This is a genomic window from Polaribacter litorisediminis (genome assembly GCF_019968605.1).
GTDB classification, from domain to species: Bacteria; Bacteroidota; Bacteroidia; order Flavobacteriales; family Flavobacteriaceae; genus Polaribacter; species Polaribacter litorisediminis.
Map to the genome: position 1 here is coordinate 1,255,844 of NZ_CP082966.1, position 13,424 is coordinate 1,269,267.

Annotated in this window: 14 protein-coding genes; 9 read left to right on the forward strand and 5 right to left on the reverse strand. The window is 29.6% G+C overall.

Annotated elements, in window-relative coordinates:
* Positions 1–94: 94 nt before the first annotated feature.
* Together ribH and K8354_RS05415 are read right to left on the reverse strand one after the other, a co-directional pair.
* Entirely contained in the window at positions 95–601 is a 507-nt protein-coding gene (gene ribH / locus K8354_RS05410; RefSeq protein WP_223446068.1) for a 6,7-dimethyl-8-ribityllumazine synthase, read from the reverse strand.
* Between the two features lie 52 nt (positions 602–653).
* Positions 654–1,418, reverse strand: a complete 765-nt coding sequence (locus K8354_RS05415; protein ID WP_223446070.1) for a tetratricopeptide repeat protein — start codon at positions 1,416–1,418, stop codon at positions 654–656.
* 114 nt (positions 1,419–1,532) lie between these two features.
* Here K8354_RS05415 and recF point away from each other — a divergent pair, with 114 nt between their 5' ends.
* The 3 genes from recF to K8354_RS05430 all read left to right on the forward strand — a co-directional run bounded on the left by recF (position 1,533) and on the right by K8354_RS05430 (position 3,543).
* Positions 1,533–2,612, forward strand: a complete 1,080-nt coding sequence (gene recF, locus K8354_RS05420) for a DNA replication/repair protein RecF (RefSeq protein WP_223446072.1) — start codon at positions 1,533–1,535, stop codon at positions 2,610–2,612.
* A 118-nt stretch (positions 2,613–2,730) separates the two neighbouring features.
* On the forward strand, positions 2,731–3,033 hold the full coding sequence (locus K8354_RS05425) for a DciA family protein (protein WP_223446073.1): 303 nt from the start codon (positions 2,731–2,733) through the stop codon (positions 3,031–3,033).
* Between the two features lie 255 nt (positions 3,034–3,288).
* Positions 3,289–3,543, forward strand: coding sequence for a hypothetical protein (locus K8354_RS05430; RefSeq protein ID WP_223446075.1), 255 nt, complete (start codon positions 3,289–3,291; stop codon positions 3,541–3,543).
* Positions 3,544–3,548: 5 nt separating this feature from the next.
* Here K8354_RS05430 and K8354_RS05435 read toward each other — a convergent pair whose 3' ends face one another.
* From K8354_RS05435 to K8354_RS05445, 3 genes are all read right to left on the reverse strand, one after another.
* The gene (locus tag K8354_RS05435) at positions 3,549–4,853 is read right to left on the reverse strand and encodes a hypothetical protein (RefSeq protein WP_223446077.1); all 1,305 of its coding nucleotides are present in this window, start codon (positions 4,851–4,853) and stop codon (positions 3,549–3,551) included.
* A gap of 99 nt (positions 4,854–4,952) precedes the next feature.
* Positions 4,953–5,372: a nucleoside-diphosphate kinase gene (locus K8354_RS05440; RefSeq protein WP_223446079.1), complete on the reverse strand. Its 420-nt coding sequence runs from the start codon at positions 5,370–5,372 to the stop codon at positions 4,953–4,955.
* A gap of 50 nt (positions 5,373–5,422) precedes the next feature.
* Positions 5,423–6,466: an alkaline phosphatase D family protein gene (locus K8354_RS05445; protein WP_223446081.1), complete on the reverse strand. Its 1,044-nt coding sequence runs from the start codon at positions 6,464–6,466 to the stop codon at positions 5,423–5,425.
* Between the two features lie 80 nt (positions 6,467–6,546).
* Between K8354_RS05445 and K8354_RS05450 the strand changes: the two genes are divergently transcribed.
* The 6 genes from K8354_RS05450 to pheT all read left to right on the forward strand — a co-directional run bounded on the left by K8354_RS05450 (position 6,547) and on the right by pheT (position 13,401).
* Positions 6,547–7,575: a DHH family phosphoesterase gene (locus tag K8354_RS05450; RefSeq protein WP_223446084.1), complete on the forward strand. Its 1,029-nt coding sequence runs from the start codon at positions 6,547–6,549 to the stop codon at positions 7,573–7,575.
* A complete protein-coding gene (gldI, locus tag K8354_RS05455; RefSeq protein ID WP_223446086.1) occupies positions 7,565–8,095 on the forward strand; it encodes a gliding motility-associated peptidyl-prolyl isomerase GldI in 531 nt (176 codons plus the stop codon). Before K8354_RS05450 ends, gldI begins: the two co-directional genes overlap by 11 nt.
* 7 nt (positions 8,096–8,102) lie before the next feature.
* Positions 8,103–8,828, forward strand: a complete 726-nt coding sequence (locus K8354_RS05460; RefSeq protein ID WP_223446088.1) for an FKBP-type peptidyl-prolyl cis-trans isomerase — start codon at positions 8,103–8,105, stop codon at positions 8,826–8,828.
* 3 nt (positions 8,829–8,831) lie between these two features.
* On the forward strand, positions 8,832–9,989 hold the full coding sequence (locus K8354_RS05465; RefSeq protein ID WP_223446090.1) for a peptidylprolyl isomerase: 1,158 nt from the start codon (positions 8,832–8,834) through the stop codon (positions 9,987–9,989).
* 1 nt (position 9,990) lies between these two features.
* Complete coding sequence (locus K8354_RS05470) at positions 9,991–10,551, forward strand: phosphatase PAP2 family protein (RefSeq protein WP_223446092.1); 561 nt, start codon at positions 9,991–9,993, stop codon at positions 10,549–10,551.
* A 423-nt stretch (positions 10,552–10,974) separates the two neighbouring features.
* Positions 10,975–13,401, forward strand: a complete 2,427-nt coding sequence (gene pheT / locus K8354_RS05475; RefSeq protein WP_223446094.1) for a phenylalanine--tRNA ligase subunit beta — start codon at positions 10,975–10,977, stop codon at positions 13,399–13,401.
* Positions 13,402–13,424: the final 23 nt, after the last annotated feature.

Genomic DNA, 13,424 nt, shown 5'->3' on the forward strand with positions numbered 1-13,424 from the left:
GTAAGGTATTTAAAACCTTGTCCGTTTTAGGTAAAAAGCGAACATAATTGCTGCTTACAGGCTCAAAAAAAAATTAAAGTAAAATAAGAATAATTTAAAATCCAATACTTTCAGAAGTTCTATCAGAGTTTTTTATTGCTGCCATTTTTACAGCAGCTACTGCACATTCGATTCCTTTATTACCCAATTTTCCGCCAGATCTGTCTAAAGATTGCTGTTTATTATTGTCTGTTAAGACGCAAAAAATTACAGGAACATCATATTTAATATTTAAATCGATAATTCCCTGTGTAACGCCTTCACAAACAAAATCAAAATGTTTTGTTTCTCCTTGAATAACGCTCCCAATGGCGATAATTGCATCTAAATTTTTAGATTGAATCATCTTTTTACAACCAAAAACAAGTTCAAAACTACCGGGAACATCCCAAGAAATTATATTTTCTTTGGCAGCTCCACAATCGATTAAAGTTTGTATTGCACCTTTTTGTAAATTTCTAGTGATTTCAGGATTCCATTCTGAAACAACAATCCCAAATCGAAAAGATTTCGCATTTGGGATTGTTGATTTATCGTAATAAGATAAATTAGTTGTTGCCATTTTATTTCGTATTAAGCATTCAGTATAAAATGAATTTTGTTTTTACTGAAAACTATTCGGCATATTTTGCCGCATTGATAAATTTTTCTATGTCTTTCCCTTCATCAGAAGTAGCGTATTTTTCTTTAATTTCTGTAAATAAAGATTCTGCTTTATCGTATTTTTTTAGCAACATAGCGGTATGACCTGCTTTGTACAAAAATAAAGGTGTTGTAAACTCATTGGCATTTGTATTAGCCGCTTTTTCATAATATTCTAGCGCGTCTTCTTGCTGATCTATATCCGAAAAAGCATCACCAATAGCACCTAAAGAAATTGCATTTAAAGTAGCATTGTCAGAATTAAATTTACTTAAATACTCAATACCTTTATCATATTGTTTCATTTGTAAGTAAGAAATGCCAGCATAATAATTTGCAATATTCCCTGCATCAGTACCGCTGTAAGATTCAGCAATATCTAAAAAACCATATCTACCATCTGCACCTTCTAATCCTAAATTTAATAAAGAATCAATACCAGAACCGGCAGTTGCAGCTTCGTCAAAATGTTTTCTAGGAAATGCTAACTCGTTGGCAGCTTCTAGCTCATTCGGTTCTGTAATGTAAGTGGTATATGCTAAAAAAGCAAGAAAAACGACTACTGCACCAACTAAAGCAGCAAATAATGGTTTGCTATTTTTTTCTATCCATTGTTCAGATTTAGAAGCTGTTTCATCTAAAGTATTTAAAACTCCAGCTGTTTCAAATTCAGATTCATCAATTTCTTGCACTCCCTTTTTACCTTCTGGTTTATATTTTTTCTTGTAAGTAGCCATATTTGCTTTAAAATTATAGGCGACAAAAATAGTTTTTTTAATTGGATTTAAAAAGCGGTTATTTCGCTAAATTTTCAATAATTTGCATTTCCTTTTTAACACTTCTAATTATTCATGTATTTACAGAAAATTTCACTTGTTAACTTTAAGAATATTGCATCACAATCTTTTGATTTTCAAGAGAAAATAAATTGTTTTGTGGGGAATAATGGTGTTGGTAAAACAAACGTTTTAGACGCTATTTATTATCTATCTTTTACAAAAAGTTATTTTAATTCTGTGGCTTTGCAAAATATTAAGCACGGAGAAGGTTTTTTTATGATTGAAGGAAATTATCTTTTACATCATAGAAATGAAAAAATTGTTTGTAGTCTAAAAAAAGGACAGAAAAAAGTATTAAAAAGAAATGAGAAAGCTTACGAAAAGTTTTCTGAGCATATTGGGCAATTTCCGTTAGTAATTATTTCGCCTGCGGATAGAGATTTAGTAACTGAGGGCAGTGATACGAGAAGGAAATTTATTGATGGTGTAATTTCGCAGCAAAACAAATTATATTTAAAAGACTTAATGGCATATAATAAAGTGTTAAGCCAGCGCAATGCTTTGTTGAAGTATTTTGCGGCAAATAGAACTTTTGATGCTTTAAATTTAAGCGTTTATGATGAGCAACTTTCTGAGTATGGTGCAAGAATTTATCAAATTAGAAAAGATTTTTTAGAAGCTTTTATTCCCATTTTTAATGAAAAATATCAAATAATTTCTGGGGATAAAGAAAAAGTTAATTTAAATTATAAAAGTCAGTTGCACGATTTTGTAATGACAGATTTATTAAAAAAGTCATTAATGAAAGATAAAATGATTCAGTACACCTCCTCCGGAATTCATAAAGACGATTTAAGTTTTGAGATTGGTGAATATCCAATTAAAAAATTTGGTTCTCAAGGGCAGCAAAAATCATATTTAATTGCTTTAAAATTAGCCCAGTTTGATTTTATCAAACAACAATCTAATGTACTACCAATTTTATTATTAGATGATATTTTTGATAAATTAGACGAAAATAGAGTTTCACAAATTATAGATTTGGTAAATAATGACGATTTCGGACAAATATTTATCACAGATACGCATGCTGAAAGAACAGAAAACATTTTAAAGAAAGGGGATAAACCATATCAGATTTTTAAACTATAGATTTTATTGTCTTTATTAAAATTGATTTTTTAAGATTGATAAACAAGGAATTTAATTATTAACAATAAGATTGTAAAGCAAGCAAAAAAGTTTGATTTGCAAATACAAACAATAGAAGATGTCAAAATCAAAAAGAGAGAACGATTCTTTTTCAATAGAAGATTTAATGCAAAGTTTTATCAAAGAAAATAACTTGAGTAAAGGGATGCAAAAAATGAAGATAGAAGAAACTTGGACTAAAATGATGGGACCTGGTGTTGTTACGCACACGACATCTATAAGACTGCAAAATAAGACGTTAATTATTCAATTAAAATCTTCTGTTTTAAGAGAGGAATTAAGTTACGGAAAAGAGAAAATTATAAAAATGATGAATGAGGAATTAGGTGAAGAAATTATTGAAAAATTGATGTTGATTTAATGGATTTAAAATATCAACTCCAGCGTAAAGATTATCTAGACCAACAGTTATACTAAGCTTCAAAAAATAAAAAACTTCAAAATAGAAAATTAAGGAGTTGATTTATTATTTTATGGTTCAGAAAATTTATCAACATTTTATTTCTTTTCTTTCATCACACGTATTGCAATTGTATTTTATCCCGTTTATTTTAAAGACCGTTTAAAAACTCATAATAAAAAACATATTTCAAAGACTTATAAAAAAAGATTTGGCATGCAATCTCATATCATTTTTAAAGATTCTTTTTTAGAATCTAAAGATATTACAAGAGAGGTTAAAATTAATTATTCAGTATTTATAGAAATAATTCAAATTTCTACACACTATATTATAAATGTAGCATCTGGAGAAACTTTAATTATTGCAAAAGAATACATTAAAGATTCAACTAAATTGAATGTTTTTCTAAAAGATCTTTCCAATAAGTTGGCTATTGAATACAAAACTGATGTAGATTGGAAAAGGTAATTTTTTTATTCTGATGTTTTAAAATCAACCAAAAAAGATTTTAATGGGATTTCATCTTCGGTTCTATATCCGTTTTCTAGTAGAATTTGATACCTTTTATTTTTCTCTAATTTTACTTTATATGTTACAGAAAGGCCGTCTTTGGCAAAATCAATTCCTAATAATTTAGGAAAATGATCTTTCCCTAATTCTCCAAATCCTGTAGATTTTATATTGTTATCCATCTTTTTAGAAAATTTTAAAGTGATTTCTGTTGTTTTTGAAGATACATTTTGACTCCCATTCTCAAACTGCTTTATAGCAATTACATTTGGTCTATTTTCTTCAAATTTCTGATATAAATTTTCAACAGTATCTGATAAAAAACCTGATTTATTTACAAAATCTTCGATTTGAGTATCATTATTATAATCTAACTCAATCATTTCTTTGATTGCTAATTTTTTATCTGAAGCTTTGTTATAGTTTGCTTCTGCAATTCTAGCTCCCATAAAGTAAATTAAATCTCTCGTTTTAAATTGATTGTTTTCATTCCACATCCAATCGCCCATTTTTCGAACGTTAAACATTTCTTTTTCATACGCCTCCTTCAACTTTACTTCATTTTTTAATCCAAATTTATGATATTTAAAAGGCGCATTTTTACTAGTAACCTTGGTGGCAATAAAATCTGCAATTCCCTCAAATAAACTTTGTGATAAGATATTATCTATCGTGGCATTTTGTTGTGTGTGCACATATTCATGAATATTTAAAAAATCTACATATTGTGGTGGGTTAATTTCAAAATACTTTTTAACATGATTCAAACTTTCAGGAAACTCTTCTGTAACAGTGTATTTATCACCCAAAGCAAATTCAGAACCAATTAATGCCATATCGTTAAACCCCGTTCCAGGCGACCTAAAAACGCCCATGGTGTAATAAATTGTTGCGGGTTTTAAATCAGGATAAATTTCTTTAAATTTTTCAATTCCAGCTCTAATCTGAATATCAAATTTATCTGTATTTAAAGTGTTATTTCTGATGGAATTCCAAAACCTAGGATATTTTTTAATCGCATCTACATATTCCTGAGGGCTATAATTTCTTGATCGAATCATGCCTTGTTGGCCTCTTGTTGCGTTGTCTAAAAAGTATTCATTTATATATTTTAGATGCAAAACAGTATCGTTTACGGCTAAAATATGATCATACGCTTTCCAGAAATTTTTAATATCGGTATTTACAATTTCTTGCGAATCTTCAAGTTTTTTATCACAATTGATGCATAAAAGCGAGATTAAAAAAAGGAAAAAGAGATGTTTCATTAATTTGATTTTTATCAAAGATATCTAAAAAAAAATAGGTTGCATAAAAAAACTCGCAACTTACGTTACGAGTTTTATAAATTTTATCTTAAATGAGTTTTAAAACTGCTCTCTTCCAGAAAAGTGAAAGTTTCCTTCAATTTCCGCATTTTCATCAGAATCAGAACCATGCACAGCATTTTCTCCCATAGAAGTTGCATATAATTTTCTAATAGTTCCTTCTGCAGCATCAGCAGGATTGGTAGCACCAATTAAAGTTCTAAAATCTTCTACTGCATTTTCTTTTTCTAAAATTGCAGCTACAATTGGTCCACGTGTCATAAACTCAACTAATTCTCCGAAAAATGGTCGCTCATTATGCACTGCATAAAAAGTTTCAGCATCAGCCTTGGTCATTTGAGTTTTCTTAACTGCTACAATTCTAAATCCTGCAGCATTTATTTTTTCTAATATTGCACCTGTATGCCCGTTTTCTATAGCATCTGGTTTCAGCATGGTAAAAGTTCTATTTGTTGCCATTCTATCTTTTAAATTTTTGCAAAAGTAGTACTTTTATAATAAATAAAAAATTATGGGTAAACTTGATTTATTTCTTGTAAAAGAATATTGTCTTTACCTCTCATTTGCATGGAAACAGATTTGTTATCAAAATTAAATAGCAATAAACCAAAACTTATTTCTGAAATTACATTCTGAACTCGATATTGGTTCGGTTCTGAAACAAAATTAGTGTACGCATGTGTTAATCCGCTGGACGTAAAATCGATTAAAGGATATGTTAAGTTGTCTACCTTAATTTTAGAAAATTCAGATAAATGTCGATCTCCTGAAACAATAAAAACACCTTTTGCTTTGCTGTCTATAATACTATTTTTTAGTTTTTTTACATCATTCGGAAAATTACCCCAAGTTTCAAAACCATGTTCAGCAGCCAAAACCTGAATGCTACTTACAACGATGTTAAAATCTGCTTTAGACGTATTCAATTCATTTTTAAACCAGTTCCACTGTTGCTTTCCTAAAACGGAACTGTTCGTGTCTTCATTTGGAATGTATCGCTTTTTTGTGATGTTAGTGGCTTTTATCAATGGAGTTCTAAAATATCGAGTATCTAAAACAATTACTTTAATAGTTCCTTTTGCTGTTTTAAATTCTTGAGAGTAATAAATTCCTTCTTGATTTCTTCTCGGACTGTTTGCATCAACGTTAAAAAAATCTAAAAATAATTTTTGGGCTTCCTTTTTTTTATGAAATTCAGTTCCGCTATCGTTAAAACCATAATCATGATCATCCCAAGTAGCTAAAACAGGAATATTCTCAGTAAGTTCCGCATACCCTTTTTGCTTTTTTAAATCATCATAATCACTTTTCATTTTAGTCATATCATCGGTGTCACTATATATATTGTCGCCACCCCAAATCCATAAATCTGGATTATTTTTTTTGATTTCTTTCCATAGAATATTCGGTTTGTATTGCTTATTACAAGAACCAAAAGCAATGGTAAAATCAACTTTGTGATTGGTAATTTTGGTTGTATTTTCTTTAGTTGATTTACAAGAATATAAACTTAAAAATAAAAGAGTACCGAGTGTAAAAAAAATATTTTTCATTAAAAATTATAAGGATTATTTAACAAAGGTATTATAAAATATATTTTGAACAATGTTATTAAATTGTATATTCGCACCTTATGATTTTAAAAGGATTTGAAGCATTAAAAAGCTTTCTTGAGGAACCAAGAAATATTGTAATTATTGGGCATAGAAATCCGGATGGAGACGCCATAGGATCGGCATTAGCCTTAAAGCATTATTTGGATAAAAAAGGGCATTTAGCAACCGTTGTAATGCCCAACGAGTATCCATATTTTTTACATTGGTTGCCAGGATCTGAAACTACTTACAAATTTGATCGGCAAAATAGCCAGTCTAAAAAAGCAATTGATCATTCGGATCTAATTTTTCTTTTAGATTTTAATACGTTGCATCGAGTTGGTTATGACATGAAAAATACTTTGGATGCCTATCCAAATGATTTTGCGATGATAGATCATCATCAACAACCCGATGAAGTGACTTATATGTATTCCGATACAGAAATTTGTTCTACTTGCCAAATGTTGTATCAGTTTATCGATATGAATCACGATTTAGAATTGATTGATGCTACTATTGCAACGTGTTTATACACAGGTATTATGACAGATACGGGGTCTTTTAGATTTAAATCTACCACAAGTAAAACACATAGAATTGTAGCAGATTTAATTGATAAAGGCGCAAAAAACGATAGAATACATAATAATGTATATGATGCTAATTCTTACAATAGACTTTTATTATTAGGGCAAGCTTTAAGTAATTTACAAATCTTACCCTCTTTTAAAACTGCGTATATTACGTTAACCTGTGAAGAAAAAAAACGTTTCGACTTCCAAAAAGGGGATACAGAAGGTATTGTAAACTATGCGCTTTCTTTAAAAGGCATAATTTTTGCAGCTATTTTTATTGAAGACAGTGAGCAACAAATTATTAAAATTTCGTTTAGATCTAAAGGGGATTTTTCGGTAAACAAATTTTCTAGAAACCATTTTGAGGGAGGTGGCCATGATAATGCAGCTGGCGGAAAATCGGATAAATCAATGACAGAGACGGTTACAAAATTCATTTCTTTATTATCCGAATATCAAACAGAATTAGAGCAATCTTATGAGGTATAGATTTTTGTTTATTGCAATGATTATTTTTCTTTCTTGTTCTAAAATGGAGCCAAGAAGACCCATTCATCAAAAACCATCGACAACCCTTTATTTTGAAGCCATGGAGGAAAATAAAAGGTTAAACCAAATAGAAGATGAAAAGATTCTAAAGGTCATAGAAAAAGATTCTTTAAATTTGTATTTGCAATCTTCTAGTGGGTTTTGGTACACTTATATCAAAAAAATAGAGCAAGATTTACCGACTCCCAAAAAAGGAGATGAAGTAGTTTTAATGTACAATATCACTGATTTAAAAGATGCGATCATTTACAGCAAAGAAGAATTGGGTGTTAAGAACTATATTGTAGATAAAGAGGATTTTATTTCTGGTTTACAAAAAGGAATAAAGTTGATGAAAATAGGAGAAACAATTACCTTTGTAATTCCGTCTTATAGTGCTTTTGGTATTACCGGAGATGGAGATAAAATTGGAATTAACCAATCTATAAAAAGTACAGTAACATTAATTAATATTAAATAAATAGAAAATGAGAGTATTAAAAGGTTTTGTAATAATGGCAGTCTTAACTACGTTGATTTCTTGTGGAAATCAGAAAGCAGATGTTAGTTCTTTAGAAACTGAAATAGATTCCGCTAGTTATGCTTTAGGTCTAGATATGGCTATTAAAGTAAAAGCTAATTTTGAAACAGCAGATACAGATTTGTTTTTACAAGGATATCGTAATGGAATGGATTCTACAAACTTGTTAATTGAACAAAAAGATTTAAATAATTTCTTAAGAGTCTTTTTTCAAAAGCAACAAGCAGAAAAAATGAAAGCGGCTCAAGAAAAAGCTGCAGCAGATGCTTTAGTAAAATTTGCAGATGTTAAAAAGGAGAGTGAAGACTTCTTGGCAATTAACAAAACGGAAGAAGGTGTCATAACTACGGAAAGTGGTTTACAATATAAAGTTTTAAAAGAAGGTAAAGGAGAAAAGCCCGTAGCAACCTCTAGAATAAAAATTAATTATCACGGAACTTTAATAGATGGAACCGTTTTTGATAGTACTATAGAAAAAAACAAACCATATGAATCTAACGCAAATCAATTTATAAAAGGTTTTTCAGAAGGTTTATTATTAATGAAAGAAGGTGCTAAATATAAATTCTTTATTCCGCAAGAATTAGCATATGGTGCAACTCCAAGACCAGGTAAAATTAAACCTTTTGCAGCTATTATTTTTGAAGTAGAGTTGTTAGAAATTATAAAGTAATAAATGAAAAAAATAATTTATGTTTTTCTTGTTTTTTCGCTAATTACCGCTTGTCAGTCTGCCAAATACAAAGACTTAAAAGAGGGGCTGTATGCAGAGATTAAAACCAATAAAGGTGATGTCTTGTTACAGTTATATTCAAATGATGTTCCTATGACGGTGGCAAACTTTGTTTCTTTAGCAGAAGGAACAAATACCCGAACTCCAGACTCTATTCGAGGAGATCATTTTTATGATGGTATTCGTTTTCATAGAGTTGTAAACAGCTTTATCATTCAAGGAGGAGATCCAACAGAAACAGGAAGAGGTACTGCAGGTTATCGATTTGGTGATGAATTTACAAAAGATAAAAACGGTGCATTATTATACAAACATGATGATGCAGGTATTTTGTCTATGGCAAACAGTGGACCAGACTCTAACGGAAGTCAGTTTTTTATCACTCACAAACCAATACCTCATTTAGATGGTAAGCATTCGGTTTTTGGAAAAACGATTGTGAATTCTACCCAATTATTAGCCTTAAAAAGTCAATTTAAAGATTCTATACAATTAGAAAAAGCAATTGATTCTTTGAGAATGGTTGTTGTAAATAACATTCAACAATTTGATACGATTAACACTATTGAAATCATCAGGATTGGTCCAAAAGCGAAGTCTTTTGATGGAGGTAAAATTTTTGAAGCTGAATTCATTAAGCATACTGAAAATCAGAAAGATAAGCAGCAGCAGCTTGCCAATGCAGAAACTGCTAGATATTCTAAGTATTTAGAGGATAAAAAAGTTTTTTTATCAAAAATGAACGAATCAAAAGCAGAAAAGACAGATTCTGGTTTGAGATTTTTAATGCTAAAAAGTAATCCATCAGGAAAAAAAGTAGTAGATAACAAGCCAATTAAGTGCCATTTTGATTTATATACCGCAGATGGTACTAAAATTCAATCCACTAGAGAAAGTGGAATTCCTTTTATTTTTCAGTTAGATGATGCCGAAAAACCAATGATTACTGGTTTTAAAGAAGGGACTGCTAAAATGAGAGAAGGAGAAAAGGCTAGGTTGTTTATACCTTATTATATCGGTTTTGGCGAAGCTAAATATGGCCCTTTTCCTGCAAAATCAGATTTAGTTTTCGAAATAGAAATTTTAGAAATAAGTAAATAATTTGTTCGATTCAATTATACAGAAAGATAAAGAATTATTAATTTTCTTAAATAATTTAGGAAGTGAACAATGGGATTCATTTTGGTTGGCAATTACCAATCAATTTTATTGGGCTCCATTGTTCCTTCTTATTTTAGTGTTACTCCTAAAAACTTTTGGCTGGAAAAGAGGTGGAGTTATGATTCTATCTTTAATTGTACTAGTTACTTTTTCTGATCAATTTACCGTCCTAATTAAGGATAATTCCTATCGATTACGCCCTAATAATGATCCAGCGATAAAGCATTTGCTGCGAACTTTTATAAAACCACAAAGTTTTAGTTTTATGTCTGGCCACGCAACAACATCTACCTTTTTCTCTATATTTACAATCTTTTTGTTCAGAGAAAAATATAAATACATTTATTTAATTTTATTGTTTCCATTATTTTTTGGGTATAGCAGATTGTATTTAGGTGTCCACTTTCCAATAGATGTTTTTACAGGATTTTTAACAGGGTTTTTACTCGCAAATATCTATTATTTCCTTTTTAAGAAGGTAGATAAAAAACTATTTGTCTAGTTTATTATAGTACGTACAAAAAATTGTTGGAAAACGAATAAGTAAATAAAAAGACTTTTTTATAAATTTCTTACCATCTATCTTTCTTAAAGTTTTGCGCTACATACTTTAAGGTAAGGCGTGTTTTTATATTTAAAAACCGTCTTTTTAAAAACAAAATTTAAGGTGAACTTACATGGATATAAAAATCAAAGAAGATGTTTTATCAATTTAATGGGAAAAATATTTCTAAGCGCTCATTATATTCCTATAACTAGTTTCTTTTTCGCTTATTTTTTATTTTTTTTTAAAAATTATAATTAATTTAAGATATCATAAAATTGTTTAATTTCATGCCATTCTTAAGCTTAAATTGAACAGAATAAGTTTAAAATAATCTTTAAAAAGCATTAAATTTGCATCAGAAAATAGTAAAAAAATAATATGAAAATATCATACAACTGGTTAAAACAATTCCTTAAAATTAATTGGGATACTGAAAGAATAGGTGAATTGCTTACTGATTTAGGTTTAGAAGTAGAAGGCATTGAAACCAAAGAATCTATAAAAGGAAGTTTAAAAGGTGTTGTTGTTGGTCAAGTTTTAACATGTATTAAGCATCCAAATGCAGACAGACTAAAGGTTACTACCGTAGATTTAGGAAATGAAAATATTGTTCAAATTGTTTGTGGTGCTCCTAATGTTGCCGCAGGACAGAAAGTTCCAGTAGCAACGGTTGGTACTATTTTATATGATGAAAAAGGAGAAGGCTTTACAATAAAAAAAGGAAAAATTAGAGGAGAAGAAAGTCATGGAATGATTTGCGCTGAAGATGAATTAGGCCTTGGTAAAGATCATGAGGGTATTCTTGTTTTAGATGAAAAACTAGAAGCAGGTACTTTAGTCTCTGAAGTCTTTAAAATTAAAACCGATTATGTTTTCGAAATCGGTTTAACCCCAAATAGGTCTGACGCTATGAGCCATTATGGAGTGGCTAGAGATGTACGAGCTGGTTTAATTCAAAAGGAATTAAATTTAGAATTAATTTCGCCTTCCGTAAGTGATTTTCATGTAGATGAAAGAACTTTACGTTTTGATGTAGAGGTAGAAGATAAAGATTTAGTGCCTCGTTATTGCGGAATTACCATCACGCATGTGACGGTAAAAGATTCCCCAGAATGGATTCAAAATAGGTTAAAAGCGATTGGGTTAACTCCTAAAAATAATATTGTAGACATCACCAATTATGTGTTACATGAATTAGGGCAGCCTTTGCATGCTTTTGATGCTCAAAAAGTTAGAGGTAATAAAATTATTGTAAAAAACTTAAAAGAAGGTACAAAATTTACAACATTAGATGAAGTAGAAAGAACGCTTTCTGCAGATGATATTATGATTTGTGATGCGGATTCAAATCCGCTTTGTATTGGTGGTGTTTTTGGCGGATTAAAATCAGGAGTTACAGAACATACAACTTCTATATTTTTAGAAAGTGCTTATTTTAATCCAGTTTCCATCAGAAAAACAGCAAAGAGACATGCATTAAATACAGATGCCTCTTTTCGTTTTGAAAGAGGAATTGACATCAACATGACAGAGTATGCCTTAAAGCGCGCTGCGTTATTAATTGAAAAATATGCGGGAGGAAAGTTAGCTTCTGATATTTCTGATTTTTATCCAATTAAAATGAATGATTTTCAGGTGTTTTTATCTTATAAAAATGCATATCGCTTAATAGGTCAAGAAATACCAAAGGATGAAATTAAAAATATTTTAGCATCTTTAGAAATTAAAATTAACAGCGAAACTGAAGGAGGTTTGGGCTTAACAATACCTTCTTATAGAACAGATGTACAAAGAGAAGCAGATATTATAGAAGAGATTTTAAGAGTATATGGCTATAATAATATTGAATTTTCATACAAATTAAATACTTCAATTTCTTTTGATTCTAATATAGAAACAAAAGTAGAAAATATTGTTGCCAATCAATTAACAGCGCTCGGTTTTAATGAAACCATGGCAAACTCCTTGACAAAACCAGCATATGTAAATTTATCTAAAAATATTAATGAAGAAGCCAATGTAAAAATGCTAAACCCATTAAGTAACGATTTAGGTGTATTGCGACAATCAATGCTGTTTAGTGGTTTAGAATCGGTTTCTTATAATTTAAATAGAAAAAACAACTCTCTAAAATTTTATGAATTTGGTAAAACATATCATTTGTATAATGATAAATATCAAGAAGATAAGCATTTAACACTTTTTGTTACGGGTAATAGAACCAAAGAATCTTGGAAAACAAACACAAATACTTCTGATTTCTTTTACCTAAAAGGAGTTATTACAGCTATTTTAGAAAGATTAGGAATTCATAATTTAAAAGGTTCACCAGCAAAAAGTGATGTTTTTTCTGAGGGAATTACCTTGAGTTTAGGGAAAATTAAATTAGCTGAATTTGGTGTTGTAAAACGGACTATTTTAAAAGACTTCGGAATTAAACAAGAGGTTTTATTTGCAGATATTCATTGGGATAATGTTTTAAAATTTTCAGGAAAAAAGAATATAAAAGTTGCTAGTTTAACAAAGTTTCCGGCTGTAAAAAGAGACTTAGCTTTGTTGATAAATTCTAAAACTGAATTTAAAGAAGTCTATAATTTAGCATTTCAATCAGAAAGAAAAATGTTAAAAGAAGTAGATTTATTTGATGTTTATGAAGGTGATAAATTGCCAGAAGGTAAAAAATCGTATGCTGTTAGTTTTGTGTTACAAGATGATAATAAAACATTAGAGGACAAGCAAATAGATAAAATAATGCAAAAACTACAACAAAGTTTTGAAAATAAATTAGATGCTGTTTTGAGATAATTAAAAGTTTTAATGGTTGTAGT

What these genes read in the sequence shown, in the direction of transcription:
- ribH (WP_223446068.1), bottom strand. Translation starts at nt 601, where the DNA reads ATGGCAACAACTAATTTATCTTATTACGATAAATCAACAATCCCAAAT.
- K8354_RS05415 (WP_223446070.1), bottom strand. Translation starts at nt 1,418, where the DNA reads ATGGCTACTTACAAGAAAAAATATAAACCAGAAGGTAAAAAGGGAGTG.
- recF (WP_223446072.1), top strand. Translation starts at nt 1,533, where the DNA reads ATGTATTTACAGAAAATTTCACTTGTTAACTTTAAGAATATTGCATCA.
- K8354_RS05425 (WP_223446073.1), top strand. Translation starts at nt 2,731, where the DNA reads ATGTCAAAATCAAAAAGAGAGAACGATTCTTTTTCAATAGAAGATTTA.
- K8354_RS05430 (WP_223446075.1), top strand. Translation starts at nt 3,289, where the DNA reads ATGCAATCTCATATCATTTTTAAAGATTCTTTTTTAGAATCTAAAGAT.
- K8354_RS05435 (WP_223446077.1), bottom strand. Translation starts at nt 4,853, where the DNA reads ATGAAACATCTCTTTTTCCTTTTTTTAATCTCGCTTTTATGCATCAAT.
- K8354_RS05440 (WP_223446079.1), bottom strand. Translation starts at nt 5,372, where the DNA reads ATGGCAACAAATAGAACTTTTACCATGCTGAAACCAGATGCTATAGAA.
- K8354_RS05445 (WP_223446081.1), bottom strand. Translation starts at nt 6,466, where the DNA reads ATGAAAAATATTTTTTTTACACTCGGTACTCTTTTATTTTTAAGTTTA.
- K8354_RS05450 (WP_223446084.1), top strand. Translation starts at nt 6,547, where the DNA reads ATGATTTTAAAAGGATTTGAAGCATTAAAAAGCTTTCTTGAGGAACCA.
- gldI (WP_223446086.1), top strand. Translation starts at nt 7,565, where the DNA reads ATGAGGTATAGATTTTTGTTTATTGCAATGATTATTTTTCTTTCTTGT.
- K8354_RS05460 (WP_223446088.1), top strand. Translation starts at nt 8,103, where the DNA reads ATGAGAGTATTAAAAGGTTTTGTAATAATGGCAGTCTTAACTACGTTG.
- K8354_RS05465 (WP_223446090.1), top strand. Translation starts at nt 8,832, where the DNA reads ATGAAAAAAATAATTTATGTTTTTCTTGTTTTTTCGCTAATTACCGCT.
- pheT (WP_223446094.1), top strand. Translation starts at nt 10,975, where the DNA reads ATGAAAATATCATACAACTGGTTAAAACAATTCCTTAAAATTAATTGG.